Origin of the sequence: Pseudomonas sp. SJZ077 (assembly GCF_007993905.1) — a bacterium.
Lineage (GTDB): Bacteria > Pseudomonadota > Gammaproteobacteria > Pseudomonadales > Pseudomonadaceae > Aquipseudomonas > Aquipseudomonas mandelii.
Map to the genome: position 1 here is coordinate 374126 of NZ_VIUJ01000001.1, position 26759 is coordinate 400884.

Consider the following 26759-nt stretch of genomic DNA (forward strand, 5'->3'; position numbering starts at 1 on the left):
TATAGTGGCTACAAGGTGAGGTCAAGCGCAGGGTCCTGCGCGCACTCAGCTTATGCCTTCGAAAAAAGGCTCGGTTCGGCTTGCACCAAAGCAAAGCGTGGCACCTGTTCGCCGTCAACCTCGACCGACTCCAGGAACATGCTCAAGGGACGCACCCAAAAGCCGTAATCGCCATACAGGGCTTGGTAGAAGACCACTTCTTCCTCGGTTTCCGAATGCCGCGCGATGCTGAATACGCGGTACTGCGGACCTTTGTAATGCTGGTAGAGCCCAGGTTGTATCGGCATGGTTTGGCCCTCACTCAAATCTTTTAAAAATAAAAACAAAAAATAAATTCAGAAAAACAAAAACCGGGGCACTTGGCCCCGGCTTCCGTCAACGAAACGTTTAAACGCGTTCGAAGACGGTGGAGATGCCTTGGCCGAGACCAATGCACATGGTGGCAACCCCGAAGGTGCCGCCATTCTGCTTCATCACGTTCAGCAGGGTGCCGGAAATACGGGCACCGGAGCAACCGAACGGGTGACCCAGGGCGATCGCGCCGCCGTGCAGGTTAACCTTCTCGTTCATCTTGTCGAGCACTTTCAGATCTTTCAGCACTGGCAGGGCCTGTGCAGCGAAAGCTTCGTTGAGCTCGAAGAAGTCGATATCGTTAATGCCAAGGCCCGCACGTTTCAGTGCTTTCTGAGTGGCCGGTACTGGACCATAGCCCATGATCGCCGGATCCACACCTGCCACCGCCATCGAGCGGATAACCGCCAGCGGCTGGATGCCCAGGTCCTGTGCACGCTGTGCCGACATTACGATCATGCACGAAGCACCATCGGTGATCTGCGACGAAGTACCGGCTGTCACGGTACCGCCCTTGGGGTTAAACGCTGGCTTCAGAGCCGCCAGGCTTTCCAGGGTAGTTTCCGGACGAATGGTTTCGTCGTAGTCGAACAGTTTCAGGAAACCGTTCTCGTCGTAGCCTTGCATCGGGATGATTTCGTCTTTGAACTTGCCTTCCAGGGTCGCCTTGTGAGCGAGCTGGTGGGAGCGCACGCCGAAAGCGTCCTGTTGTTCGCGAGTGATGCCGTGCATTTTACCCAGCATTTCAGCGGTCAGACCCATCATGCCCGAGGCTTTTGCCGCGTACAGCGACATGTGCGGGTTCGGATCGACACCGTGCATCATGCTCACGTGGCCCATGTGCTCGACGCCGCCGACGACGAACACGTCACCGTTGCCAGTCATGATCGCTTGTGCGGCAGTGTGCAGCGCGCTCATCGAAGAACCACACAGACGGCTGACGGTCTGGCCGGCAGCAGTGTGCGGGATCTGCGTCATCAGGGACGCCATGCGAGCGATGTTCCAGCCCTGCTCCAGGGTCTGGTTTACGCAGCCCCAGATCACGTCTTCGACTTCGTTCGGATCAACCTTGACGTTGCGTTCCAGCAATTTGCTGATCAGGTGCGCCGACATGTCTTCGGCGCGGGTGTTGCGGTGCATGCCGCCCTTGGAGCGGCCCATCGGAGTACGACCGAAGTCGACAATCACGACGTCTCTTGGATTCAAGCTCATAAAATTTCACTCTCGCTCAAGTGTTGGGACGCTTAACCGAAGAACCGTTGGCCGGTTTTGGCCATTTCACGCAGTTTTGCGGTCGGGTGGTACAGCGCGCCCAAATCAGCGTACTGGTCAGCCAGGGCAACGAACTCGGCAACACCGATCGAATCGATGTAGCGCAGCGCACCGCCACGGAATGGAGGGAAACCAATACCGTAGACCAGGCCCATGTCGGCTTCGGCGGCGGTTTCGACAATGCCGTCTTCCAGGCAACGCACGGTTTCCAGGCACAGCGGGATCATCATCCAGTTGATGATGTCTTCGTCAGTGACTTCGCGCTGCTCGTAAACGATCGGCTTGAGCACTTCCAGCACCGACGGATCGGCCACTTTCTTTTGCTTGCCTTTCTTGTCGGTCTCGTAAGCGTAGAAACCCTTGCCATTCTTCTGGCCCAGGCGCTTGGCTTCGTAGAGCACATCGACAGCCGAGCGACGGTCGTCTTTCATGCGGTCCGGGAAACCTTCAGCCATCACGTCACGACCGTGGTGGCCGGTGTCGATGCCGACCACGTCCATCAGGTACGCCGGGCCCATTGGCCAGCCGAATTTTTCCATGATCTTGTCGATACGGACGAAGTCCACACCGGCGCTGACCAGCTTGGCGAAACCGCCGAAATACGGGAACAGGACACGGTTGACCAGGAAGCCCGGGCAGTCATTGACGACGATCGGGTTCTTGCCCATTTTCTTGGCGTAGGCAACGGTGGTGGCCACGGCCAGCTCGCTGGACTTCTCGCCACGAATCACTTCAACCAGCGGCATCATGTGCACCGGGTTGAAGAAGTGCATGCCGACGAAGTTTTCCGGACGCTTGAGGGCTTTAGCCAGCAAGGTGATGGAAATGGTCGAGGTGTTGGACGCGAGGATGGTGTCCTCTTTGACCTTGTCTTCGACTTCGGCCAGAACGGCTTGCTTGACCTTCGGGTTTTCGACGACTGCCTCGACGACCAGGTCAACGTGACCGAAATCACCGTAGGACAGGGTCGGACGGATGCCGTTGAGCACTTCAGCCATTTTCGCCGGGGTCATGCGACCTTTATCAACGCGGCCGACCAGCAGCTTGGCGGCTTCAGCCAGGCCTTGCTCGATACCGTGCTCGTTGATGTCCTTCATCAGGATCGGCGTACCTTTGGAGGCCGACTGATAAGCGATACCGCCACCCATGATGCCGGCGCCCAATACGGCGGCCTGCTTCACATCCTTGGCGATTTCATCGTAGGCCTTGGCCTTTTTCTTCAGCTCCTGATCATTCAGGAACAGACCGATCAAGCTCTGCGCAGCAGAGGTCTTGGCCAGTTTGACGAAACCGGCGGCTTCGATTTCCAGCGCCTTGTCACGACCGAAGTTCGCGGCTTTCTGGATGGTCTTGATCGCTTCGACCGGTGCCGGGTAGTTCGGACCGGCTTGACCGGCCACGAAACCCTTGGCGGTTTCGAAGGCCATCATTTGTTCGATAGCGTTCAACTTCAGCTTTTCCAGCTTCGGCTGACGCTTGGCCTTGTAGTCAAACTCGCCAGAGATGGCGCGCTTGATCAGCTCCAGGGCCGCTTCCTGCAATTTCTCAGGGGCAACCACGGCATCGACGGCGCCTACTTTCAGCGCGTCTTCAGGACGGTTTTCCTTGCCGGCGGCAATCCACTCGATAGCGTTGTCGGCACCGATCAGGCGCGGCAGACGCACGGTACCGCCGAAGCCCGGGTAGATGCCCAGCTTGACTTCCGGCAGACCGATCTTGGCCTTGGTGGACATGACGCGGTAGTCCGCCGCCAGGCACATTTCCAGACCGCCACCCAGAGCGATGCCGTTGATCGCGGCGACAGTCGGGACGTTGAGGTCTTCGAAATCGCTGAAAATCTTGTTGGCTTCCAGGTTGCCAGCAACAAGCTCTGCATCAGGCAGCTTGAAGTTCTCGACAAATTCGGTGATGTCGGCGCCGACGATGAAGACGTCCTTGCCACTGCTGACGACCACACCCTTGATCGAAGCATCTGCCTTGATGGTGTCTACGGCCTGACGCAGTTCGTTCAGGGTTAGACGGTTGAACTTGTTGACGGACTCACCCTTGAGGTCGAATTTCAATTCGACGATGCCACTTTCAAGAGCCTTAACCGTGATGGCTTTACCTTCGTAAATCATCAACTGATCTCCACGATATGGAAGCTGAACAGTACACGTCGGACGCAGGCAAATGGCTTGGCAGGGACGCTTAACGTCAATGCTACGCCCATCTGCCCGGCACACCCGCCAACGCGATAGTCGGGATTCTGTAGGAGCGATGTTAAATACAAACGCTCAATTCATACGCCCGTTTGATTTGGGTACGCCACCTTCACGGAATTTCCGGCAATTGTCAATCGCCCAAAATGCGGGTTCAAACGCGACTTTGCGGTCACTTCCGTACTACGAAGATCTTCAACACGCCCCTGCATGTGAAGCCATTCATAGAATCAATAGTTAGAAAAGTCGCCCTAATTCGCTGCAGCCTTTGTTTAACAGACTACGCTGGCGGGACCTTGAGAAAAAAAATTGAACACTTTTGGCGAACGCCAAGCGTAAGATCGGCGGCACAAAGAATTACCGGCCTGCCTGGCCAACCCCAGCCCGATGATGATGTCGGGCTTTTTATTGCCTGTCTGTCGGAGGTTTCGCGCCATTGCAGCGCGAAATGTCCGTGAGTCACGCCAGTGCTTTCAGCACCGCATCGATGTCTTGCAAAACCGTCGCTTCGCCCTTCTCGCCCCAATACAGAGTGATCATCTGTTTGTCCGCTTCAACCTTGTAGACGTTGGCTGGCAATTTTTCGAAATGATTGAGCAGCGCTCGATCTTCGCAAATCTCCTGCCACTGGTTCACCCACACACCCGGCGACTTTTGCCAGTAACTCCAGCACGCCGGTTGATTGCCACGACGTGGCCGATGGTACTGGGCGCAAGGGCTCGGCGGCTCCTGGCTCAGCCAGTGCGGCCACTCCTGGGGCGCAAGCTGCATGGCGAGGCCGATACGCCGCGCTTCCATGCGCAGAGCCATGCGCCCACTCTGTCCACGGGACGGTCGCAACCATGCCAGCGGACTCAGCACCACCAGCAGGATTGACACCACTATCCAGACCGTCATATCTGTACTCCCGATTCTTGATGAGCGCTTTGAGTCACTTTGGAACCATTGCGCTTGAAACCAGCCATACTTACCAATATTGCAATCCTCAGGAGGAGCACCTCATGCCCTACCACCATATTCTGGTCGCTGTAGATCTAACCGAAGAGTGCGACCCTGTAATCCACCGTGCTCGCGAGCTTTCAGTGAGCAATGGCGCGAAACTGTCCCTGGTCCATATCGTCGAACCGATGGCCATGGCCTTTGGCGGCGACGTCCCCATGGACCTGTCACAACTGCAACAGCAGCAGTTCGATCAGGCCAAGGAACGCCTGGACCGACTGATCGTGAAGTATCCGGAACTCTCCAAAGAATACAGCCACCTGACCTACGGCCAGCCACGCCAGGAGATTCACCACCTGGCCAAGGAACAGACCTGCGACCTGATCGTGGTGGGCAGCCATGGCCGACACGGCCTGGCATTGCTGCTGGGCTCGACGGCCAACGACGTGCTGCACGGCGCTCCGTGTGATGTGCTCGCGGTGCGCCTGATCAAAAGCTGAAAACCCGTACCCTGCGGGAGCGACCCTGCTCGCTCCTACAGGGATCTATAGCAACGTGTAGATCGCATTCCATACGAAAAGCCCGGCGCTCATCACTGAACGCCGGGCTTTTTTTGTTACAGCATCAATCAGGCATCCAGCTCAGCCCAACGCTCGACCATCACGTCGAGTTCAGCCTGCAACTGCTCAAGCTGAGCGATCACGGCAGCGGTCTCGACCGCAGGACGCTGATAGAAACCGGCATCGGCCATCTGGGCCTCGACGGCAGCGATCTGCTGTTCCATGGCTTCGATCTGGGCCGGCAACATTTCCAGCTCACGCTGCAATTTATAGCTGAGCTTCTTCTTCGCCACCGGAGCTTCGACTGCCGCAGCAACCGGTGCCGCTTCCGCCGTCACGACCGCAGAGGTCAGGTCGGCCTTGCCGGATTTGCTCTCGGTCACGCCCAGCAGGCGCGGCGAGCCGCCCTGACGTAGCCAGTCCTGATAACCGCCGACGTACTCGCGCACCTTGCCTTCACCTTCGAAGACCAGGGTGCTGGTGACCACGTTGTCGAGGAATGCCCGGTCGTGGCTGACCATCAGCACGGTGCCGTTGAAGGTCAGCAAGACCTCTTCGAGCAGCTCGAGGGTTTCGACGTCGAGGTCGTTGGTCGGTTCGTCGAGAACCAGCAGGTTCGCCGGTTTGCTGAACAGTTTCGCCAGCAACAGACGCGCACGTTCACCACCCGACAGCGCCTTGACTGGCGTGCGGGCACGCTGAGGGCTGAACAGGAAGTCGCCGAGGTAGCTCAGCACGTGACGGCTCTGGCCATCGATATCGATGAAGTCGCGACCTTCGGCCACGTTGTCGATCACGGTCTTTTCCAGGTCCAGCTGATGGCGCAACTGGTCGAAGTAGGCCACGTCGATGCGCGTCCCCTCTTCCACTGTGCCGCTGGTTGGTTGCAGACCGCTGAGCATCAGCTTCAGCAGCGTGGTTTTGCCGGTACCGTTGGCGCCGAGCAGACCGATACGGTCGCCCCGCGTCAGGACCATCGAGAAATCCTTGATCAGGAACGGACCGCCCGGGTGAGCAAAGCTCACGTTCTCGAGGACCATCACCTGTTTGCCGGACTTGTCAGCGGTGTCCAACTGAATGTTGGCCTTGCCGGTGCGCTCACGACGCTCACTACGCTCGACACGCAGGGCTTTCAATGCGCGGACGCGGCCTTCGTTACGGGTACGACGGGCCTTGATGCCCTGGCGGATCCAGACTTCTTCCTGGGCCAGCTTCTTGTCGAACAGCGCGTTAGCGGTTTCTTCAGCGGCCAGGGAGGCTTCTTTGTGCACCAGGAAACTGGCGTAGTCGCCGTTCCAGTCGATCAGGCCGCCGCGATCCAGTTCCAGAATGCGGGTCGCGAGGTTTTGCAGGAATGAACGGTCGTGCGTGATGAACAGCACGGCGCCCTGGAAATCCTTCAGCGCTTCTTCGAGCCAGGCGATTGCACCGATGTCCAGGTGGTTGGTCGGTTCGTCGAGCAGCAGCAGGTCCGGTTCGGAAACCAGGGCCTGGGCCAGCAGGACGCGACGACGCCAGCCGCCGGACAATTCGGCGAGAGTCTTGTCGGCCGGCAACTGCAGACGGCTCAAGGTGCTGTCGACCAGTTGCTGCAAACGCCAGCCATCGCGGGCTTCGAGGTCGTGCTGGACGTGCATCAGCTTGTCCAGGTCGGCGTCGGTGACGATGTTCTGGCTCAGGTGGTGATACTGCGCGAGCAGCTCGCCGACACCGTCCAGGCCTTCAGCCACTACGTCGAACACGGTCCGCTCGTCGGCTACCGGCAGTTCTTGCGGCAATTCGCCAATCTTGAGGCCGGGCGCGCGCCAAACGGAGCCTTCGTCGGGCTTCTGGTCGCCCTTGACGAGCTTCATCATGCTGGACTTGCCAGTGCCGTTGCGGCCGATGATGCACACCCGCTCACCACGGGCGATCTGCCAGGACACCTTGTCCAACAACGGCATAGCGCCGAAAGCAAGGGACACATCGCTGAATTTGAGCAGGGTCATGAGCTTCTCCAAAAACCGGGCGCGCATTCTACCTGACTTGAGGCTTCAGAAGGCCGGCAATTTCAATGTCGAAGCACTCTGCATGACAATTGTTGCGAACTTGTGCCGAGAGGCCCGCAAAGCTTTCGCCCGTTGCTGGCAAAAGGCTAAGCTACAGATAATTCGGTGCAGGTTAAGTCTGCACTTGTCGTGATTTCTATGCCCGGACGTCTCATGCGCAGCCGCCTCTTCAGTTTTTTATCTTGCTTGCTTCTTTCTGCCGCTGCCGCTCAAACCGCCCAGGCGGTGGACCTGTCCACCCAGCGCCAATATTACGATGAGGCCAAGCGAGCCTTGGCCAAGGGCGATACCGGCCCATATTTTCGCTACAGCCAGGCCCTTCGTGATTATCCACTGGAGCCGTACCTGGCCTACGACGAACTGACCGCTCGGCTGAAAACGGCCAGCAATGCCGAAATCGAAAAATTCCTCGCCGAACACGGTGACCTGCCCCAGGCCAACTGGATGAAATTGCGCTGGTTGCGCTGGCTGGCCGAACGCGGCGACTGGGCGACCTTCGTCAAATACTACGACCCCAAGCTCAATTTCACCGAACTGGACTGCCTGAACGCGCAGTACCAGATTGGTCACAACCAGAAAGTCGAAGGCTACGCCAACGCCAATAAACTCTGGCTGACCGGCAAATCCCAACCCGCCGCCTGCGACGCGCTGTTCGGGCAATGGGCCGCCGAAGGTCAACTGACCGAACAGAAACGCTGGGAGCGCACGAAGCTCGCCGCCCAGGCGCGCAACTATCCGCTGGCCAACAGCCTGGTCAATGGCCTGACCACCCTCGCCCCTCGCGGTCGTTTGCTGGTGGATGTGGCGCAAAAACCTGAACTGCTGAATCAGCCGTCGCGCTTCACCCCGGCCGACGAACCGATGTCCGACGTGGTCAGTCTCGGTCTGCGCCGCCTGGCCCGCCAGGACCCGGACAAAGCCATGAACCTGCTCGACGGCTATGCCAGCAGCATGCACTTCTCCCGCGACGAAAAAGTGGCGATCGCCCGTGAAATCGGGTTGACCCTCGCCAAACGTTTCGACCCTCGCGCACTGGAGATGATGACCAGGTACGACCCGGAACTGCGCGACAACACCGTGTCCGAATGGCGCATGCGCCTGCTGTTGCGTCTGGCCCGCTGGGACGATGCCTATCAGCTGACTCGGCGCTTGCCGCAGGACCTGGCGACCACCAACCGCTGGCGCTACTGGCAGGCCCGCAGCCTGGAACTGGCGCAGCCGCAGAACCCGGAAGTACAAAACCTGTACAAGAACCTGGCCCGTGAGCGCGACTTCTACGGCTTCCTTGCCGCTGACCGTTCACAATCGCCCTACTCGCTAAACAACAAACCGCTGGTACTGAGCCAGGCGCTGATCAACAAGGTGCGCAACACGCCAGGCATTCGTCGCGCCCTCGAGTTCCACGCCCGTGGGCAGATCGTCGACGGTCGTCGCGAGTGGTACCACGTCAGCCGTCACTTAAACCGTGACGAAATGGTCGCCCAGGCAAAACTGGCCTACGACCTGAAATGGTATTTCCCGGCGATTCGCACCATCAGTCAGGCGCAATACTGGGACGATCTGGACATCCGCTTCCCGATGGCCCACCGCGAAACCCTGGTGCGTGAAGCCAAGGTCCGTGGCTTGCACTCGAGCTGGGTGTTCGCCATTACCCGCCAGGAAAGCGCCTTCATGGCCGACGCCCGTTCCGGCGTCGGCGCCAGCGGCCTGATGCAGCTGATGCCCGGCACCGCCAAGGAAACCGCACGCAAGTTCAGCATTCCGCTGGCCTCGCCGCAGCAAGTGCTCGACCCGGACAAGAACATCCAGCTCGGCGCCGCGTACCTGAGCCAGGTCCACAGCCAGTTCAACGGCAACCGCGTCCTCGCCTCCGCCGCCTACAACGCCGGCCCCGGCCGTGTACGCCAGTGGCTGCGCGGTGCGGATCACCTGAGCTTCGACGTGTGGGTGGAAAGCATCCCGTTCGACGAAACCCGCCAGTATGTGCAAAACGTATTGTCGTACTCGGTGATCTACGGCCAGAAACTCAACTCGCCACAGCCGCTGGTGGATTGGCATGAGCGGTACTTTGACGATCAGTGATCCTGATGTTGAAGTCCGAATAAAAATGCCCGCATCGATTGATGCGGGCATTTTTTTTGGCGTATCCAGAAGGCCTATGCAGACTTGAATCGTGCGGCAGTCTGTTTGCCATGCCGGGTCAGACGATATTTTTGAGCCGGACTGCTTGGTGTCTCGGGGCTGGTCATTTCAATCAAATCGGCAGCCAATGCGGGCCTGAGGTAGTTAGCCCGAAAGGTCGCCTTGTGAGCCAAACCGACCTCAGCCATCAAGTCGCTGATTTTAAGCGGACCATTAACCTGGAGTGCTGAAAGCAATCTCCCTACTGGGTCGGTTACTGGGTCGATTACTGGGTCGATTATTGATTCGGTATTGCCTGCCTCCTCAAGCGCAATACTCAACGCTTGCAGCATGAACTCGACAAAAGGCGTCGACTCAGCCAACTGGTCCGCAGCCGACAACGCCGCGTAATAAGCGTCTTGCTGCTCTCGAATCACCGCTTCGACTGGCAGATAAGCCAACACCGGCCGCCACTGACTGAGTATCAAGGTTTGCCAGAGTCGCCCCATCCGCCCATTTCCATCGGCGAAAGGATGAATAAACTCGAACTCGTAGTGGAAGACGCAGCTGACGATCAATGGGTGCCAATCCGATTGACTGAGCCACGCCAGCAAATCGTCCATCAAATGCCCAACACGACTCGGCGGCGGTGCCATGTGGACTAATTTTTCACCACGATAAATACCGACACCGGCTTGGCGAAACCGCCCACAGTCGTCAATCAATCCGCCCATCAGCAACTCATGCGCCCGCAGCAGGTCGGCCCGGTTGCTCGACCGCCACTCAGGCATGGCTTCATACGCCGCAAAAGCGTTACGCACTTCCTGGATTTCTCGCGGCAGGCCAAGTACTCGTCGCCCAGCCAGGACTGCGGTCACCTGCTCGATGCTGAGCGTGTTGTTCTCGATCGCCAAGGAAGCCTGAATCGTGCGAATTCGATTACTACGACGCAGTTGAGGCGTCTGCAGGCGTTCGTCCACAGCCGTCAGCTGACCGATTTGTTCGCTGATCCCGGCGATCAACGCCAGCATTCTGGTGGTCAGGGTCAACGGTGGTTGATAACGGCTCATATCCTCATCCAGGCTCGCAACTGAGGCCGACATAATGCCCGAACCTCGCAGTGTTCAGCAGCTCTCATTCATGCCGCGTCGTGCCCGTCACTGAATTGCAACGCCGCCAACCGCGCATACAGCGCATTGCTCGCGATCAATTCCTGATGCGTCCCTATTGCCACCAGTTTCCCATGATCCATCACCGCGATCCGGTCGGCATTTTTTACCGTGGCCAAGCGGTGGGCGATGACCAGGGTGGTGCGGTTTTTCATCAAGCTCGGCAGGGCTTGCTGGATCAGGTGTTCGCTTTGGGCGTCGAGGGCGCTGGTAGCTTCGTCCAGCAACAGGATCGGCGCGTCCACCAGCAGCGCCCGTGCGATGGCCAGGCGTTGGCGCTGACCGCCGGACAACCCGAGGCCACCGTCGCCAAGGTGGGTCTGATAGCCGTTAGGCATCTGCTCGATAAAGTCGTGGGCGTAGGCGATTTTCGCCGCTTCCTGAACCTGGGCCAGGGTCGCCGACGGGTTGCCGTAGCGGATGTTCTCTTCGATGCTGCCGAAGAACAGGGCCGGGTTTTGCGAGACCAGGGCGAAGCAGCGACGCAGGTCGAGCGGATCGAGTTGGGTCAGTGGCACGCCATCCAGCAGGATCTGCCCCGAGGCAGGATCATAAAAACGCAGCAGCAGGTCATACACAGTGGATTTCCCGGCACCGGACGGGCCGACCAGGGCGAGGGTTTCGCCTGCATTGATGGTCAGATTCAAGCCATCGACGGCATAACTTTCTGGACGTGAAGGGTAGGAAAAGCGCACGTCTTGCAGCGCCAGATTGCCCTTCACCCGATCAGGCAAGGTCACCAGCCCTGTGGTGGGCGGCTGGATGATGTTCTCGGAGCGCAGCAATTCGGCAATCCGCTCGGCCGCACCCGCCGCTCGCTGCAATTCGCCGATCACCTCACTCAAGGTGCCAAAGGCGCTGCCGACGATCAGGCTGTAGAAGACGAAGGCTGCCAGTTCGCCAGCCGAGATCCGTCCGGCGATCACGTCCATGCCGCCGACCCACAGCATCACGCCCACCGCGCCCAGCACGAGCACGATCACCAGCGTAATCAGCCAGGCGCGCTGAAAAATGCGTTTGCGCGCCGTGTCGAACGCCTCCTCCACGGTCACGGCGAAGCGTTGCTCGTCCTGGACCTGATGGTTGTAGGCCTGCACGGTTTTGATCTGGCCGAGGGTTTCGGAGACGTAGCTGCCGATGTCGGCAATCCGGTCCTGACTCAGGCGCGACAGACTGCGTACCCGACGGCCGAAAACAAGGATCGGCGCGATCACCAGCGGCAACGCCACGACCACGATGCTGGTGAGTTTGGGGTTGGTGATAAACAGCAAGACGATCCCGCCGATGACCATCAGCAAATTGCGCAAGAACAGCGACAACGAAGAGCCGATCACTGATTGCAGCAACGTGGTGTCGGCGGTCAGCCGTGACTGGATCTCGGAGCTGCGATTGTCTTCATAGAAACCCGGATGCAGATAAACCAGGTGGTTGAATACTTGCTTGCGGATGTCCGCGACCACACGTTCGCCGATCCACGACACCAGATAGAAGCGCGCAAAGGTGCCGATCGCCAGCCCGACCACCAGCACCATGAACAAGCCGATGGTCTGGTTGAGCAAATGCGCCGATTGGGTCATGAACCCTTGATCCACCAGCAAGCGAATGCCCTGCCCCATCGACAAGGTGATGCCGGCGGTGATGATCAGCGCGAGCAATGCGCCAAGGGCCGGCCAGCGATAAGGTGCAAGAAAACGGCTGGTCAGGCGAATCGCGCGGCGGTGACGGGCAGAGAGCATCGGGTTATCCAGTACGCAAATGATGGGACCAGCTATATCGCTTAAATGGGGTGGAACTCTGTAAATCACAATGAGTCAGGTTAATTATGACCACAAAGACTAGCCGCTAGACGCTATTGGTCTAATGTCCGGGTGGCAACACTGCGGTATTTCTGGTGGACTGATGTTGCCGCCTTGGAGAGATCGCAGGGAGTTGTCACAGCCTGGTCACCTGGCGGTTTTAAAGTAGGCACACAACCTGATGAGGAGACAGGCCATGTCCTTGCAAAACAGCAGCGAAGACAAGATTCAAGTGATCCGCACACAACCAGACCAGTCTCTGGGTTGCTCAATTATTGATAAGGATGGGCGCGAAGTACCGATCACTGAAGACATGATCCAGCAAGCCTGCAGCGAACTGGAAAAGCGATTGGTCAAGCCTGCCGAACAAGAGTGATATAGCCACCGTCTTCTTGACCCGGCCCTGATGGCCGGGTTTTTTGTGGGTGCTTATCCGGGAAATGCGGTGCAGCGATTCGCGGGCAAGCCTCGCTCCTACAGATTTTGCGTCGTCAACCTACTTAGCGAACACCCAAATCCTGTAGTAGCGAGGCTTGCCCGCGAAAGGGTCAACCCGGTCTCTAGACCGCCGTTGCGCCCAGTGCCGCCACTATCTTCAGCAACTCAGGCGAATCCCCCTCAATCCGCACCTGCAACCCGTCAATCTCCCTGCGCGCAGGATAGTTCTTGCGCAACGCATCAAACGCCGCACGCTGCTCGCTCACATTGCCTACAAGGCTGCGACGGAAATCCGCATCGTCACGACGCGGGTCGTACACGCCGCGGCACAGCATCGCCAGCGCCCAGGCCGGATCGCTCTTCGCGTGAAGGGTCACGTGCGACAACCACGGCGCCGGCAGCAGATCGCTCAAGCTGACCTGGGCCGGTTGCCCGATGAATTCGCAATACGCCTGATAGATCTGCGCCGTCCCCCGTTGTTTGCCATCCAGGCTATAACCGGCAATGTGCGGCGTCGCCAGCACGCAGAGTTCGGCCAGCGCCACATCGACTTCAGGTTCGCCTTCCCACACGTCGAGCACTGCTTGCAGGTCTTCGCGCTGCAACAACACCTGGCGCAGGGCGGCGTTGTCCACCACCGGGCCACGGCTGGCGTTGATCAGCCAGGTGCCAGGCTTGAGTTGGTTCAGGCGTTGTTTATCGAACAGATGCCAGGTCGACTGTGAGCCGTGTTTCTTCAAAGGGGTGTGCAGACTGATGACATCGCACTGCTCGATGATCTGCTCGAGGCTGACGTAATCGCCACCTTCGGCCGCTTGCCGTGGCGGATCACACACCCGCACGTTCCAGCCCAGCCCCTTCAAGACCTTGACCAGGCGACCGCCCACTTCGCCGGCACCCACGATGCCGTAAGTGCGCTGAGTCAGGTCGACGCCTTCGATTTCGGCCAGGGTCAGCAAACTGCCGAGCACGTAGTCGACCACGCCCCGAGCATTGCAGCCGGGCGCGCTCGACCAGGTGATGCCGGCCTGCTGAAAATAATCCAGATCCAGGTGATCCGTGCCGATGGTGCAAGTGCCGACAAAGCGCACCTTGCTGCCTTCGAGCAACGCGCGATTGACGTTGGTCACCGAACGCACCAGCAGCACATCGGCCTGCTCGACGGTGGCGCGGTCGATGGAACGTCCCGGCACCCGGCGAATTTCGCCGAAACTTTCGAAGAAGGCATCGAGCAGCGGGATATTTTCGTCGGCAACAATCAACATGGCAGGCTCCTTTGGCGGGTGGGCAGTGTAGGCGGAGATGACTGTAGTGGGCCAGCGGGCATTAAGGTCACTCCATACCCTGTGGCGAGGGAGCTTGCTCACGCTGGGTCGCGCAGCGGCCCCAACCCTAGCGATCCGGTTTTGACAGGCTTATCACTTGCGAGGCTATGGGACTGCTGCGCAGTCCAGCGGGAGCAAGCTCCCTCGCCACACAGTGTTCAGCATTAACCCGGATCGGTGATTACAAATAGCTAACACAGGATTTTTCCTGACCACTGCGTCAGGGCGTAGAATGCGCCGCCTTGCGCATCAACATCTCTGGACGTTTCGCCCTTGAATTCCGTGACTGACCGCCCCGCCGCTACTTCCCTCACCCGCCCGGCCAGGGTTCGCCTGGAGCTGAAAAACCTGCTTGGCCTGGCGCTGCCGATCATGATCGCGCAACTGGCGACCACCGCCATGGGCTTCGTCGATGCGGTGATGGCGGGACGGGTCGGCCCGCGCGACTTGGCGGCCGTGGCGCTCGGCAACTCAATCTGGGTTCCAGTGTTTCTGTTGATGACTGGCACCTTGCTGGCCACTACTCCGAAAGTCGCCCAGCGCTTCGGTGCCGGCACCCACAGCGAAATCGGCCCGATTGTGCGTCAGGCACTGTGGCTGGCCTTGGTGGTGGGTTTGATGGCGACCGGCATGCTGCTCAGCGCCGAACCGATCCTGCACATGATGAAGGTCGATCCCGAGCTGATCGGCCCGTGCATGCAGTATCTGCACGGCATCGCCAGCGGTCTGCCCGCCGTCGCCTTCTATCATGTGTTGCGTTGCTTCAGTGACGGCCTGGGACGCACACGTCCAGCGATGGTGCTGGGCCTCTGCGGATTGGCGTTGAATATTCCGCTGAACTACATCTTCATCTATGGCCACTTCGGCGTGCCGGCCATGGGCGGGGTCGGGTGCGGCTGGGCCACGGCGATCGTGATGTGGGTGATGGCGCTGGGCATGGCCGGTTGGGAGCGTTGGGCACTGGCGTACCAGTCGAGTCAGTTGTTCAGCCGTTTCGACTGGCCGCAATGGTCGGTAATCAAACGCCTGCTCGGTATCGGCCTGCCGATCGGCATCGCAGTGTTCGCCGAGTCGAGCATCTTCGCCGTAATCGCCCTGCTGATCGGCAGCCTCGGCGCCACCGTGGTGGCCGGACATCAGATCGCCCTGAACTTCAGCTCGCTGGTGTTCATGATCCCTTACTCCCTCGGCATGGCCGTCACGGTGCGAGTCGGCCAGGCGCTCGGCCGCCAGGAGCCGCGCGAAGCACGCTTCGCTGCCGGGGTCGGCATGGGCACCGCGCTGGCGTATGCCTGTGTTTCGGCGAGCATGATGCTGTTGCTGCGCGAGCACATCGCAACGATTTATACCGCCGACCCGACGGTCATACGCGTGGCAGCGATGCTGATTGTGTATTCGGCGCTGTTCCAGTTCTCCGACGCAATCCAGGTCACGGCGGCCGGCGCACTGCGCGGTTACCAGGACACTCGGGTGACGATGATCCTGACCTTGTTCGCCTATTGGGGCATCGGTTTGCCGGTGGGTTACGCCTTGGGCCTGACCGACTGGTTGGGCACGCCGAGCGGCCCGAGCGGGCTGTGGCAGGGTTTGATCGTGGGCTTGAGTTGCGCGGCGCTGATGCTGTCGATCCGCCTGACGCGCAGTGCACGCAAGCGAATCCGCATCAGTCATTCGGCGGGTTAAGCGAGTTTCTTGCGGATCCAGTAGAGGTAGGTGCCTGCCTCTTCGTGCTGCGCGACCAGTTCGTGGTCGAGGAATACGCAGAACTTGGGAATATCGCGACGGGTCGAGGGATCGGTCGCGATTACCTTGAGCAGGCCACCGGGCACCAGGTCACGGATGTGCTGGTGCAGCATCATCACCGGTTCCGGGCAGTTGAGGCCGGTGGCGTCGAGGGTGCCGTCTACCGGCGTATCAATCATTTCACTCATGATTCACTCCTGAAGCTGGCCGGCATTGTCGCGCATTGCCGGGGGTTCGGTCATCTGTGTCGTACACCGCCCGTCTGTAGGAGCGAGGCTTGCCCGCGAAGGGGCCCTTGAGGACGCCAAAAGCTTCGCGGGCAAGCCTCGCTCCTACAAGGGGGGGCGGTGTGTATCAGCGGGGGTGCGGTGTGTATCAGCGGGATTTCGGTTTCTTCACGTCGATCCGGCGCAAGTGGCACGTCACCTCTTCACGGTCGTGATACAGCTGCTTGCAGCCGATCTCGACCCGGATGCCGCGCTCCTTGAAGCCCTCGGCAATGCGTTCCAGCAGGCGTTTCACTTCGGCGTAACGCTGTTTCATCGGCAACTTCAGGTTGACCACCGCTTCGCGGCAATGTCCCTCGCCAATCCATTCTTCCAGCATCGCGGCGTTGCGCGCCGGTTTCTCGACGATGTCGCAGACCATCCAGTCCACCGGTTGCTTGGGCTTGAAGGTGAAACCGTCGGCCATCAGGTGCTGCACTAAACCAGTGTCCATCAAGCTTTCGGCCATCGGACCGTTGTCAATCGCCGTCACCAGCATGCCGCGGTTGACCAGTTGCCAGGTCCAGCCGCCGGGGGCGGCACCGAGGTCGACGCCGGTCATGTCGCTGTGCAGGCGCTCATCCCACTGATCGCGGGGGATAAAGTGGTGCCACGCCTCTTCCAGCTTCAACGTCGAACGGCTCGGCGCCTCACGAGGAAACTTCAGGCGCGGAATGCCCATCGGCCACATCGCCGAGTTGTTGGACTCGGCCAGCCCCATAAACACTTCGCGGCCGCTTTTGAAGGTCAGCAGCAGACGCGGCTTGTGCGCATCCTCGACCAACTTGCCGGCCGCCATCAGCGCCTTGCGCAGGTGCCCTTCGAATTTCTTGCAGAAGTTCGACAGTTCCTTGCCATCGTTGGTGTCGACCATTTCCAGCCACAGGCTGCCGCACAGCGGGAAGTCCGCCATGTGCGCAAGGATCACGCTGATGCGGTCGGTTTCCGGCAGGTCGATGAAAATTCCGCGCGCCCATTGGCGGGGGAAGATCAGCTCGGCGAAACGCTGGCCACGCATCAGGCGCTCGGCGCCGTCTTCTTCGGTGCAGATGAATTCAGCGCAGGCGCTGGCGGTCTTGGCTTTGGCATAACCGGCCACGTTCAGCCGCGCGGCGTGTTCGGAAATCTCGGAACAGACTTCGCCTTCGAAGCCCGGCCGGCAATGCATAAAGAGGGTGTTCATTCTTACTCCTGGGCAGTTGGCGAAGAATTCAGCCACTGCGCGATGCCCAGGCTTGCGTTGAAGCAAAGCCTGTCACGAAAACCGGCGCATGATAGCCGAGTTCGGAACCTTGGACTTGGCCATAGAGTCCAGTTATTAGCTTTAACATTCAAACAGGGCTAGGTTGAAAGCTCTGTCCGTCCCCTCAGTCCGTAGCCGTGCGGACTCAAAGGAGTGATCGCAATGCCGTCCCTCGATAGCCTGAACACCCTTAAAACCCTGCAAGTCGACGACAAGACCTATCACTATTTCAGCTTGCCCGATGCCGCCAAAAGTCTGGGCGACCTGGACAAGCTGCCGATGTCGTTGAAAGTGCTGCTGGAAAACCTGCTGCGCTGGGAAGATGAAAAAACCGTCACCGGCGCCGACCTCCGGGCGATTGCCGCCTGGCTCAAGGAGCGTCGCTCCGACCGAGAAATTCAATACCGCCCCGCACGAGTATTGATGCAGGACTTTACCGGCGTGCCTGCCGTGGTCGACCTGGCCGCCATGCGCGCCGCCATGGCCAAGGCCGGTGGCGACCCGCAGCGGATCAATCCGCTCTCCCCTGTGGATCTGGTGATCGACCACTCGGTGATGGTCGACAAATTCGGCAGTTCCAGCGCCTTCGAACAGAACGTCGACATCGAAATGCAGCGCAACGGTGAACGTTACGCGTTCCTGCGCTGGGGCCAGAGCGCCTTCGACAACTTCAGCGTGGTGCCACCGGGCACGGGCATTTGCCACCAGGTCAACCTGGAATACCTCGGTCGCACGGTCTGGACCAAAGACGAGGATGGCCGCACCTACGCCTTCCCCGACACCCTGGTCGGCACCGACTCCCACACCACCATGATCAACGGTCTCGGCGTACTCGGCTGGGGCGTCGGCGGGATCGAAGCGGAAGCGGCGATGCTCGGCCAGCCGGTATCGATGCTGATTCCGGAAGTGATCGGCTTCAAACTCACCGGCAAGCTCAAGGAAGGCATCACCGCCACCGACCTGGTGCTGACCGTCACGCAGATGCTGCGCAAGAAAGGCGTCGTCGGCAAGTTCGTCGAATTCTATGGCGACGGCCTAGCCGACCTGCCGCTGGCCGACCGCGCGACCATCGCCAACATGGCCCCGGAATACGGCGCCACCTGCGGCTTCTTCCCGGTCGACGACATCACGCTGGAGTATCTGCGGCTCTCGGGTCGCCCACTGGCCACCGTGAAACTGGTCGAGGCCTACAGCAAAGCCCAGGGTTTGTGGCGACTGCCGGGCCAGGAACCGGTGTTCACCGACACCCTGGCACTGGACATGGCCAGCGTCGAAGCCAGCCTGGCCGGGCCGAAACGCCCACAGGACAGGGTTTCGCTGCCAAATGTCGCGCAAGCGTTCAGTGATTTCATCGACCTGCAATTCAAACCCACCAGCAAGGAAGTCGGTCGCCTCGAAAGTGAAGGCGGCGGTGGCGTCGCGGTGGGCAATGCCGATCTGGCGGGCGAAGCCGACTACGAATACGACGGCCAGACCTATAGGTTGAAAAACGGCGCGGTGGTGATCGCCGCGATCACCTCTTGCACCAACACCTCCAACCCGAGCGTGATGATGGCCGCCGGTCTGGTGGCGAAAAAAGCCGTGGAAAAAGGCCTCAAGCGCAAACCGTGGGTCAAGAGTTCGTTGGCCCCTGGCTCGAAAGTGGTCACCGACTACTACAAGGCTGCCGGCCTGACCCCGTATCTGGATGAGCTGGGTTTTGACTTGGTCGGCTATGGCTGCACCACTTGCATCGGCAACTCCGGCCCCTTGCCGGAGCCGATTGAAAAAGCCATCCAGGCCGCCGACCTGACCGTTGCCTCGGTGCTGTCGGGCAACCGCAACTTCGAAGGCCGCGTGCATCCGCTGGTGAAAACCAACTGGCTGGCCTCTCCGCCGCTGGTCGTCGCCTATGCGTTGGCCGGCACGGTGCGGACCGACATCAGCAGCGAACCGCTGGGTAACGACAAGGATGGCAATCCGGTGTACCTGCGGGACATCTGGCCGAGCACCCAAGAGATTGCCGACGCCGTGAGTCAGGTCAACACCGCCATGTTCCACAAGGAATACGCCGAGGTGTTTGCCGGCGACGAGCAATGGCAAGCGATTGAAGTGCCGCAGGCGGCGACGTATGTCTGGCAGGACGATTCGACTTACATTCAGCATCCACCGTTCTTCGATGACATCGGCGGTCCACCGCCGGTGGTCAAGGACGTTTCCGGCGCCAGGGTCCTTGCGCTGCTGGGCGACTCGGTGACCACCGACCACATCTCCCCCGCCGGCAACATCAAGGCGGACAGCCCGGCCGGTCAATACCTGCGCGACAAAGGCGTGGAGCCGCGGGACTTCAACTCCTATGGTTCCCGTCGCGGCAATCACGAAGTGATGATGCGCGGCACTTTCGCCAACATCCGCATTCGCAACGAAATGCTCAGCGGTGAAGAAGGCGGCAACACGATCTACATCCCCACAGGGGAAAGGATGCCGATCTACGACGCGGCCATGCGCTATCAAGCGTCGGGCACGCCGCTGGTGGTGATCGCCGGTCAGGAATACGGCACCGGTTCGAGCCGCGACTGGGCGGCCAAGGGCACTAATCTGCTGGGCGTGAAAGCGGTCATCGCCGAAAGCTTCGAGCGGATTCACCGTTCCAACCTGGTGGGCATGGGCGTGCTGCCGTTGCAGTTCAAGCTGGATCAGAACCGCAAGAGCCTGAACCTGACCGGCAAGGAGACGCTGGATATCCTTGGGTTGACCGGCGTCGAGTTGACGCCGCGGATGAACCTGACACTCATCATCACCCGCGAGAACGGCAGCCGCGAGAAAGTCGAGGTGCTGTGCCGGATCGATACGCTCAATGAAGTGGAATACTTCAAGTCAGGGGGGATTTTGCATTACGTGTTGCGGCAGTTGATTGCGTCGTAACCGCCTGCCGACACAGACACCGCCTTCGGGCGGTGTTTTTGTTTGGGCCTGTTTATAATCGCGCCCCGCAAACAGTGCACACTTTGTGGCGAGGGAGCTTGCTCCCGCTCGACTGCGAAGCAGTCGTAAAACAGCCGATGCGATCTGATTGAAGTTTCGGGTCACCGGGTTTGGGGCTGCTTCGCACCCCAGCGGGAGCAAGCTCCCTCGCCACAAAAGCTCTTCAGCCTCAAAGGACTAATTTATGCTCGCCCTGCCATGGACATACCTGGCCCTTCTCTCCCTCGGCTACGCCCTCGCACTGACCTACGGCCACCTCGGCTGGCTGGCCGGCATCTCCGTCGCATTGCTGCTCGTCGCTGGTTTCGCGGTCCGTCAGCAAAAAATCCCCATCGCTCGCTTCCTCGGTCACGGCGTGTTCATCATCCTCGCCGTGGCCCTGGCGATGCATTGGCTGCCCGGTTTCTACAACGGTCGTGGCATCGACCCGCATCGCATCACCGACGATGCCGCGCCGTTTACCATGTACCTGAATCAGGACAAGCCCCTGATCGGCTTTTGGCTGTTACTGGTGTGTCCGTGGATTGTCGGCCGGCGCTCTTTGCGCCTTTCGGTTTATGCGACCGCACTCGCCCTGCCCCTGAGCGCCATCCTGGCTTTGGGTGGCGCACTCTTGCTGGGGATGATCAGTTGGGCGCCGAAGTGGCCGGACCAAGCCGGGCTGTGGGTGTTGAACAATCTGCTGCTGGTGACGCTGGTGGAGGAAGCGCTGTTTCGCGGTTACGTCCAGGGTGGGCTGAGCCGGCATTTCAAACACCTGCCCTACGGTGAAAACCTGGCATTGCTGCTCGCCTCACTGTTGTTCGGCGTGGCGCATGCGGGCGCGGGTTGGCAATGGGTGCTGCTGGCGGGTCTGGCAGGTGTCGGCTATGGTCTGGCCTACCGTTTCGGCGGATTGGGGGCAGCCATCGCCACCCATTTCGGCTTGAACCTGCTGCATTTCGCACTGTTCACGTACCCGATGCTCGCCGGCTGATGCAATGGCCGTTTTGCGACGCGCCACTGATTATTGAAAAATATTTTCAATAAATTCCTGACGCCGCCGACAACCTCTCAAAGCCTTGCGGATTTAAAAAGCCATGCGTAACAACCAGCCCACCACACAACGCGAACGGACCTTTCCGGCTCAGCAACGGTTGATTTCCACCACCGATGCCAAGGGCGTGATCACCTACTGCAACGACGCCTTCGTCGAAATCAGCGGATTTTCTCGTGAAGAACTGATCCGTGCGCCGCATAACCTGGTCCGTCACCCCGACGTTCCGGCGGCGGTGTTCGCGCACATGTGGGGCACACTGAAACAAGGCTTGCCATGGATGGGCATTGTCAAGAATCGCTGCAAGACCGGTGACCACTACTGGGTTAACGCCTATGTCACACCGGTGTTCGAAGGCAATCAGGTGATCGGCTACGAATCGGTGCGGATCAAACCCACCGCCGAGCAGATCCGCCGTGCCGAAGCGCTCTACTAACGCATCAACCAAGGCAAGTCGGCCATTCCTTCGACAGACAAATGGCTGCCGGTCCTTCAGGACTGGGTGCCGTTCATTCTGGTCAGTCAACTGAGCTTCATGATCGGTGCGTCGCTCAACTCCCACTGGGGTTTCGCCCTGGCCGCCGGCCTGTCGGTGCCGCTGGGCTTGCTGGGCTTGAGCTGGCAACAGCGCGGCCTCAAGCGCTTGCTGGTGCTGGCGGGGCAAACCACCTCCGACCCGTTGATCGCGCAGATGTACACCGACAGCCGTGGCGCCCAGGCACGTCTGGAGATGTCGATTCTCAGCCAGGAAGCACGTCTGAAAACCTGCCTGACCCGCCTGCAGGACACCGCCGAGCACCTGACCGAACAAGCTAGGCAGTCCGACACCCTGGCCCACAACAGTTCCACGGGCCTGGAACGTCAACGCGTCGAAACCGAGCAAGTGGCCACCGCTGTCAATCAGATGGCCGCCACCACGCAGGAAGTCGCCAGCCACGTGCAGCGCACCGCCGATGCGACTCAGGAAGCCAATCGCCTGACCGGTCGCGGTCGCGACATCGCCGGGGAAACCCGCGAAGCCATCCAGCGCTTGTCGGTGGTGGTCGGTGAAACCGGGATGACCGTAACCCAGCTGGCCAAGGACAGCGACGAAATCGGTGGCGTGGTCGATGTCATCAAGGGCATCGCCGACCAGACCAACCTGCTGGCCCTGAACGCCGCCATCGAAGCGGCCCGTGCCGGCGAGATGGGCCGTGGTTTTGCCGTGGTGGCTGACGAAGTGCGTCAACTGGCGCAACGCACCAGCGAATCCACCGGACAGATTCACGCCCTGATCGCCAAGCTGCAACAAACCGCCAGCACCGCAGTGCAAACCATGGAAGCCGGGCATCGTCAGGCTGAAGAAGGCGTGGCGCGGGTACTGGAAGCGGATCAGGCGCTGGTAGGGATCAGCGAAGCGGTGGCCAACATCACCGACATGACCACCCAGATTGCGGCGGCGACCGAAGAGCAAAGTGCGGTGGCTGAAGAGATCAGCCGCAACATCAGCAACATCTCGCAGCTGGCTGACCAGACGTCGGAACAGGCACAGCACTCGGCGCTGTTGAGTGAAGAGCTGACCAAGACGGCGAATACCCAGTATTCGTTGGTGGAGCGGTTTAACCGCTGACAGTCACTGGAAAGACAAAAACCCGGACGGTGAAAACCTCCGGGTTTTTTTATTTTTGCAAATCGTGAAATGTTTTCAAGGAGGCACCTGTCAGTTCTGACAGTAGTCGAAAAAACCCAGGAGGCTTATCAAGGAGACGGTCGCTTTGTCCATCGGACAATGGCTACCGAACTCTTACCAGCAAAAGGATTTCATCATGACAACCCACGCGACCTTTATCCCTAAAAAATGCGCAACGTTCGCAAACGAAAACATCTTTCAGTGGAAATACGGAACCATCAAGAAAACTGCAGAATTCAGTGATTTTTACCAAGGTGAATTTTTCGGTGAGTTTTATTGGTCTATTGGTGGAGGAATGGGTACGGCTGCGGAGGAAAACACGTTTGTTTTCAGTATGACGCTACCCTACAACGGTGACGATGCACTGCCAGGTGTCTATACGCTAGATAACGGGCTGAGCTTTCTCCATGGCCACTGGATTCCAGCGCCTCCCGGCTTCAATGGCTTTCGAACGGTGGATGCAGACTCTGCCACGCTGAACATTATCAACTACAATCCCGTGACAGACATCGTCGAAGGCACATTCGAAGCCCTGTTCAAAAGCCATGGTTATCGTCTGAATCCAAAAGGCACATTCACCATGAAAAGACTGCGGCCTTCAACGCAAATGCCAGACGCACAACGGAAAAGCACTCCGTGACTTTTAAACACTCAAAATAATCAGACACAACCCCGCCCCCCATAAGTTTTCGGTGTTGAAGATCTCACTCACAACACAATAAAAAGTGGGGAGCGGGTTTGCCCGCGAAGCGGTCCAAACGGGCACCACATCTTTCACTGAAGAAATGCAGCCACCCGACTCGCCGCCGAAGCCAAATGCTGCTCATGGGTAAACCCGGAAGCCTTCAACGGCTTCAAGTCATGATCCCCTGCCACCAGCCAGAACACCTCGATGCCCGGCGCCAACGCATAACCTTCGACCGCCTCGCGATTGCCCAGGGCATCGCGCTCGCCCTGTACGATCAACGTCCGGGTCTTGAGCCCGGCCAAATGCTCGACCCGAGGTTTCTCCGGTTTACCCACCGCATAAAACGGATAACCCAGGCACACCAACGCATCCGCCCCCAACTCATCCGCCAAAAGACTGCCCATCCGCCCGCCCATGGACTTGCCGCCAATCGCCAGACGCCCAGCGGCATGGCGTCGCACCTCGGCGTACACCTCACGCCAGCACTCCAGCAGTTTCGGCGCCGGATTCGGTGGGCGCTTGCCCCCGTCGACACGCCGCTGCGCCATGTACGGAAACTCGAAGCGCAACACGTTGACGCCTTGATCGGCGAGGCGTGCAGCCATGTCGTTCATCCAGACGCTGTCCATTGGCGCACCGGCGCCATGGGCGAGAATCAGCGTCACAGGATCCGCCGAAGCCTTTGAAGCCGCTTCATTCCACAACCATCCATGTTCCCGCACACACCGCGCCCATTGATCCCCGTCAATACTGGCCTTGTGCTCTTTGTCCATGCTTGCCTCGCTTTTAGTCTGCCTATAACTCCAGGCGAAGGGAGCGTTGCCTTGCGCAAACGCCTTCACTTCGGCTGAACCGTGGATGGGGAACCATGAACACTTCTATCAGTACCGCCTACAACTACAAGGTGGTCCGCCAATTCGCCATTATGACGGTGGTGTGGGGCATCGTCGGCATGGGGCTCGGGGTTTTTCTCGCAGCCCAATTGGTCTGGCCTGAACTCAACTTCGATTTGCCGTGGACCAGTTTCGGCCGGTTGCGCCCTCTGCACACCAACGCGGTGATCTTCGCCTTCGGCGGTTGCGCCCTGTTCGCCAGTTCGTTCTATTCGGTGCAACGCACCTGCCAGACCCAGTTGTTCGCGCCGAAAATCGCCGCGTTCTGCTTCTGGGGCTGGCAACTGGTGATCCTGCTGGCGGCCATCAGCCTGCCGCTGGGTTACACCAGCTCCAAGGAATACGCCGAGCTGGAATGGCCGATCGACATCCTGATCACCATCGTCTGGGTCGCCTACGCCATTGTGTTCTTCGGTACGCTGGCCAAGCGCAAGACCAAGCACATCTACGTCGGCAACTGGTTCTTCGGTGCGTTCATCATCACCGTGGCGATTCTGCACATCGTCAACAACGTTGAGCTGCCGGTGAGTTTCACCAAGTCCTACTCGGTCTATGCCGGTGCTACCGATGCCATGGTCCAGTGGTGGTACGGCCACAACGCCGTGGGCTTTTTCCTCACCGCCGGTTTCCTCGGGATGATGTACTACTTCGTGCCGAAACAGGCTGAGCGCCCGGTGTACTCCTATCGCTTGTCGATCGTGCACTTCTGGGCGCTGATCACCCTGTACATCTGGGCCGGTCCGCACCACTTGCACTACACCGCGCTGCCAGACTGGGCACAGTCGCTGGGCATGGTGATGTCGCTGATCCTGCTGGCACCAAGCTGGGGCGGGATGATCAACGGGATGATGACGCTCTCGGGCGCCTGGCATAAATTGCGCAGCGACCCGATCCTGCGCTTCCTTGTCGTGTCCCTGGCGTTCTACGGCATGTCGACCTTTGAAGGGCCGATGATGGCCATCAAAACGGTCAACGCGCTCTCCCACTACACCGACTGGACCATCGGCCACGTTCACGCCGGCGCCCTCGGTTGGGTGGCGATGATTTCCATCGGCGCGCTGTACCACATGATCCCGAAAATCTTCGGTCGCCCGCAGATGTACAGCATCGGCCTGATCAATGCGCACTTCTGGCTCGCGACCATCGGCACCGTGCTCTACATCGCTTCGATGTGGGTCAACGGCATCGCCCAGGGCCTCATGTGGCGCGCAGTCAACGAAGACGGCACGCTGACCTACTCCTTCGTCGAAACCCTGGTGGCCAGCCACCCAGGCTTCGTCGTGCGACTGGTGGGCGGTGCGATCTTCCTCAGCGGGATGTTCCTGATGGCTTACAACACCTGGCGCACCGTGCGGGCCTCGCAGCCTGCCGAAGTCGCCGCTGCCGCGCAGATGGCCTGAGGAGTCCGCCATGAAACACGAAACAATCGAGAAAAACGTCGGCCTGCTGATGCTGCTGATGGTTCTGGCGGTGAGCATCGGCGGTCTGACCCAGATCGTCCCGCTGTTCTTCCAGGACGTGACCAACAAACCGGTGGAAGGCATGAAGCCCTACACCGCCCTGCAACTGGAAGGTCGCGACATTTACATCCGCGAAGGCTGTGTCGGTTGCCACTCGCAGATGATCCGGCCGTTCCGTGCCGAGACCGAACGCTACGGGCACTACTCGGTGGCAGGGGAAAGCGTGTGGGATCACCCGTTCCTCTGGGGTTCCAAGCGTACCGGTCCGGACCTGGCCCGGGTCGGCGCACGTTACTCCGATGACTGGCACCGTGCGCACTTGTACAACCCGCGCAACGTGGTGCCGGAGTCGAAAATGCCTGGCTACCCATGGCTGGTCACGCAAGCGGTCGACAGCAGCCACACCGAAACCAAGATCCGCACCATGCGCACCCTTGGCGTGCCATACAGCGATGACGACATCAGCGGCGCGGTCGCCAGCCTCAAGGGCAAGACCGAAATGGACGCACTCGTTTCTTATCTGCAAGTGCTCGGCACTGCCATCAAGAGCAAGAGGTGAGCCATGACCATGCCCTTC

The 26759-nt window shown here is 59.6% G+C and carries 22 protein-coding genes; 11 read left to right on the forward strand and 11 right to left on the reverse strand.

Annotated elements, in window-relative coordinates:
* Positions 1-50: 50 nt before the first annotated feature.
* From FBY01_RS01995 to FBY01_RS02010, 4 genes are all read right to left on the reverse strand, one after another.
* Positions 51-287: a DUF1653 domain-containing protein gene (locus tag FBY01_RS01995; protein WP_017337558.1), complete on the reverse strand. Its 237-nt coding sequence runs from the start codon at positions 285-287 to the stop codon at positions 51-53.
* Positions 288-387: 100 nt separating this feature from the next.
* Positions 388-1563, reverse strand: coding sequence for an acetyl-CoA C-acyltransferase FadA (gene fadA, locus FBY01_RS02000; RefSeq protein ID WP_010456360.1), 1176 nt, complete (start codon positions 1561-1563; stop codon positions 388-390).
* Positions 1564-1595: 32 nt separating this feature from the next.
* Positions 1596-3743 carry a fatty acid oxidation complex subunit alpha FadB gene (fadB, locus tag FBY01_RS02005; protein ID WP_077748225.1) on the reverse strand — a complete coding sequence of 716 codons (2148 nt, stop codon included), beginning with the start codon at positions 3741-3743 and terminating at the stop codon, positions 1596-1598.
* Positions 3744-4283: 540 nt separating this feature from the next.
* Positions 4284-4721 (reverse strand): hypothetical protein, encoded by a 438-nt coding sequence (locus tag FBY01_RS02010; RefSeq protein ID WP_010456364.1) that lies wholly within the window; start codon positions 4719-4721, stop codon positions 4284-4286.
* Between the two features lie 104 nt (positions 4722-4825).
* Between FBY01_RS02010 and FBY01_RS02015 the strand changes: the two genes are divergently transcribed.
* A complete protein-coding gene (locus tag FBY01_RS02015; protein WP_010456367.1) occupies positions 4826-5263 on the forward strand; it encodes a universal stress protein in 438 nt (145 codons plus the stop codon).
* A gap of 128 nt (positions 5264-5391) precedes the next feature.
* Here FBY01_RS02015 and FBY01_RS02020 read toward each other — a convergent pair whose 3' ends face one another.
* Positions 5392-7311, reverse strand: coding sequence for an ATP-binding cassette domain-containing protein (locus FBY01_RS02020; RefSeq protein WP_010456369.1), 1920 nt, complete (start codon positions 7309-7311; stop codon positions 5392-5394).
* Positions 7312-7524: 213 nt separating this feature from the next.
* Between FBY01_RS02020 and FBY01_RS02030 the strand changes: the two genes are divergently transcribed.
* Positions 7525-9453, forward strand: coding sequence for a transglycosylase SLT domain-containing protein (locus FBY01_RS02030; protein WP_145305943.1), 1929 nt, complete (start codon positions 7525-7527; stop codon positions 9451-9453).
* A 74-nt stretch (positions 9454-9527) separates the two neighbouring features.
* Here FBY01_RS02030 and FBY01_RS02035 read toward each other — a convergent pair whose 3' ends face one another.
* Together FBY01_RS02035 and FBY01_RS02040 are read right to left on the reverse strand one after the other, a co-directional pair.
* A complete protein-coding gene (locus FBY01_RS02035) occupies positions 9528-10562 on the reverse strand; it encodes a Fic family protein (RefSeq protein WP_145305941.1) in 1035 nt (344 codons plus the stop codon).
* Between the two features lie 68 nt (positions 10563-10630).
* Positions 10631-12397, reverse strand: coding sequence for an ABC transporter transmembrane domain-containing protein (locus FBY01_RS02040; RefSeq protein ID WP_083376179.1), 1767 nt, complete (start codon positions 12395-12397; stop codon positions 10631-10633).
* A 256-nt stretch (positions 12398-12653) separates the two neighbouring features.
* Here FBY01_RS02040 and FBY01_RS02045 point away from each other — a divergent pair, with 256 nt between their 5' ends.
* Positions 12654-12833, forward strand: a complete 180-nt coding sequence (locus FBY01_RS02045; protein ID WP_010456379.1) for a PA1571 family protein — start codon at positions 12654-12656, stop codon at positions 12831-12833.
* Positions 12834-13017: 184 nt separating this feature from the next.
* Here the strand turns inward: FBY01_RS02045 and pdxB are convergent, their stop codons facing one another.
* Complete coding sequence (pdxB, locus tag FBY01_RS02050) at positions 13018-14160, reverse strand: 4-phosphoerythronate dehydrogenase PdxB (protein WP_102594823.1); 1143 nt, start codon at positions 14158-14160, stop codon at positions 13018-13020.
* Between the two features lie 333 nt (positions 14161-14493).
* Here pdxB and FBY01_RS02055 point away from each other — a divergent pair, with 333 nt between their 5' ends.
* The gene (locus FBY01_RS02055) at positions 14494-15903 is read left to right on the forward strand and encodes an MATE family efflux transporter (protein ID WP_145305939.1); all 1410 of its coding nucleotides are present in this window, start codon (positions 14494-14496) and stop codon (positions 15901-15903) included.
* Here the strand turns inward: FBY01_RS02055 and tusA are convergent.
* The gene (gene tusA / locus FBY01_RS02060) at positions 15900-16151 is read right to left on the reverse strand and encodes a sulfurtransferase TusA (RefSeq protein ID WP_007907805.1); all 252 of its coding nucleotides are present in this window, start codon (positions 16149-16151) and stop codon (positions 15900-15902) included. The genes FBY01_RS02055 and tusA overlap by 4 nt on opposite strands.
* A 187-nt stretch (positions 16152-16338) precedes the next feature.
* Positions 16339-17412, reverse strand: a complete 1074-nt coding sequence (gene rlmM, locus FBY01_RS02065) for a 23S rRNA (cytidine(2498)-2'-O)-methyltransferase RlmM (RefSeq protein ID WP_010456393.1) — start codon at positions 17410-17412, stop codon at positions 16339-16341.
* A 222-nt stretch (positions 17413-17634) separates the two neighbouring features.
* Between rlmM and acnA the strand changes: the two genes are divergently transcribed.
* The 5 genes from acnA (at position 17635) to FBY01_RS02085 (ending at position 23781) form a co-directional block, all read left to right on the forward strand.
* The gene (gene acnA, locus FBY01_RS02070) at positions 17635-20376 is read left to right on the forward strand and encodes an aconitate hydratase AcnA (RefSeq protein WP_077748217.1); all 2742 of its coding nucleotides are present in this window, start codon (positions 17635-17637) and stop codon (positions 20374-20376) included.
* Between the two features lie 244 nt (positions 20377-20620).
* Positions 20621-21412: a CPBP family intramembrane glutamic endopeptidase gene (locus FBY01_RS02075; protein ID WP_145305937.1), complete on the forward strand. Its 792-nt coding sequence runs from the start codon at positions 20621-20623 to the stop codon at positions 21410-21412.
* Positions 21413-21515: 103 nt separating this feature from the next.
* Positions 21516-21908 carry a PAS domain-containing protein gene (locus tag FBY01_RS32185; protein WP_372241858.1) on the forward strand — a complete coding sequence of 131 codons (393 nt, stop codon included), beginning with the start codon at positions 21516-21518 and terminating at the stop codon, positions 21906-21908.
* A 621-nt stretch (positions 21909-22529) separates the two neighbouring features.
* Complete coding sequence (locus tag FBY01_RS32190; RefSeq protein WP_372241860.1) at positions 22530-23081, forward strand: methyl-accepting chemotaxis protein; 552 nt, start codon at positions 22530-22532, stop codon at positions 23079-23081.
* A 196-nt stretch (positions 23082-23277) separates the two neighbouring features.
* On the forward strand, positions 23278-23781 hold the full coding sequence (locus tag FBY01_RS02085; protein WP_256664382.1) for a hypothetical protein: 504 nt from the start codon (positions 23278-23280) through the stop codon (positions 23779-23781).
* A gap of 134 nt (positions 23782-23915) precedes the next feature.
* Here the strand turns inward: FBY01_RS02085 and FBY01_RS02090 are convergent, their stop codons facing one another.
* Positions 23916-24602, reverse strand: a complete 687-nt coding sequence (locus tag FBY01_RS02090) for an alpha/beta family hydrolase (protein WP_145305932.1) — start codon at positions 24600-24602, stop codon at positions 23916-23918.
* Positions 24603-24697: 95 nt separating this feature from the next.
* Here FBY01_RS02090 and ccoN point away from each other — a divergent pair, with 95 nt between their 5' ends.
* Both ccoN and ccoO read left to right on the forward strand, forming a co-directional pair.
* Positions 24698-26122 (forward strand): cytochrome-c oxidase, cbb3-type subunit I, encoded by a 1425-nt coding sequence (ccoN, locus tag FBY01_RS02095; RefSeq protein ID WP_010456403.1) that lies wholly within the window; start codon positions 24698-24700, stop codon positions 26120-26122.
* A gap of 10 nt (positions 26123-26132) precedes the next feature.
* The gene (gene ccoO / locus FBY01_RS02100) at positions 26133-26741 is read left to right on the forward strand and encodes a cytochrome-c oxidase, cbb3-type subunit II (RefSeq protein ID WP_010456405.1); all 609 of its coding nucleotides are present in this window, start codon (positions 26133-26135) and stop codon (positions 26739-26741) included.
* The last annotated feature ends 18 nt before the right edge of the window (positions 26742-26759 follow it).

Coding starts and splice junctions, on each gene's coding strand:
- FBY01_RS02030 (WP_145305943.1), top strand. CDS start 7,525: ATGCGCAGCCGCCTCTTCAGTTTTTTATCTTGCTTGCTTCTTTCTGCC.
- FBY01_RS02085 (WP_256664382.1), top strand. CDS start 23,278: ATGACAACCCACGCGACCTTTATCCCTAAAAAATGCGCAACGTTCGCA.
- FBY01_RS32185 (WP_372241858.1), top strand. CDS start 21,516: ATGCGTAACAACCAGCCCACCACACAACGCGAACGGACCTTTCCGGCT.
- ccoO (WP_010456405.1), top strand. CDS start 26,133: ATGAAACACGAAACAATCGAGAAAAACGTCGGCCTGCTGATGCTGCTG.
- FBY01_RS02010 (WP_010456364.1), bottom strand. CDS start 4,721: ATGACGGTCTGGATAGTGGTGTCAATCCTGCTGGTGGTGCTGAGTCCG.
- FBY01_RS02045 (WP_010456379.1), top strand. CDS start 12,654: ATGTCCTTGCAAAACAGCAGCGAAGACAAGATTCAAGTGATCCGCACA.
- tusA (WP_007907805.1), bottom strand. CDS start 16,151: ATGAGTGAAATGATTGATACGCCGGTAGACGGCACCCTCGACGCCACC.
- pdxB (WP_102594823.1), bottom strand. CDS start 14,160: ATGTTGATTGTTGCCGACGAAAATATCCCGCTGCTCGATGCCTTCTTC.
- FBY01_RS02015 (WP_010456367.1), top strand. CDS start 4,826: ATGCCCTACCACCATATTCTGGTCGCTGTAGATCTAACCGAAGAGTGC.
- FBY01_RS02040 (WP_083376179.1), bottom strand. CDS start 12,397: ATGCTCTCTGCCCGTCACCGCCGCGCGATTCGCCTGACCAGCCGTTTT.
- FBY01_RS02020 (WP_010456369.1), bottom strand. CDS start 7,311: ATGACCCTGCTCAAATTCAGCGATGTGTCCCTTGCTTTCGGCGCTATG.
- fadA (WP_010456360.1), bottom strand. CDS start 1,563: ATGAGCTTGAATCCAAGAGACGTCGTGATTGTCGACTTCGGTCGTACT.
- FBY01_RS02035 (WP_145305941.1), bottom strand. CDS start 10,562: ATGAGCCGTTATCAACCACCGTTGACCCTGACCACCAGAATGCTGGCG.
- FBY01_RS01995 (WP_017337558.1), bottom strand. CDS start 287: ATGCCGATACAACCTGGGCTCTACCAGCATTACAAAGGTCCGCAGTAC.
- ccoN (WP_010456403.1), top strand. CDS start 24,698: ATGAACACTTCTATCAGTACCGCCTACAACTACAAGGTGGTCCGCCAA.
- FBY01_RS02090 (WP_145305932.1), bottom strand. CDS start 24,602: ATGGACAAAGAGCACAAGGCCAGTATTGACGGGGATCAATGGGCGCGG.
- rlmM (WP_010456393.1), bottom strand. CDS start 17,412: ATGAACACCCTCTTTATGCATTGCCGGCCGGGCTTCGAAGGCGAAGTC.
- fadB (WP_077748225.1), bottom strand. CDS start 3,743: ATGATTTACGAAGGTAAAGCCATCACGGTTAAGGCTCTTGAAAGTGGC.
- acnA (WP_077748217.1), top strand. CDS start 17,635: ATGCCGTCCCTCGATAGCCTGAACACCCTTAAAACCCTGCAAGTCGAC.
- FBY01_RS32190 (WP_372241860.1), top strand. CDS start 22,530: ATGACCGTAACCCAGCTGGCCAAGGACAGCGACGAAATCGGTGGCGTG.
- FBY01_RS02075 (WP_145305937.1), top strand. CDS start 20,621: ATGCTCGCCCTGCCATGGACATACCTGGCCCTTCTCTCCCTCGGCTAC.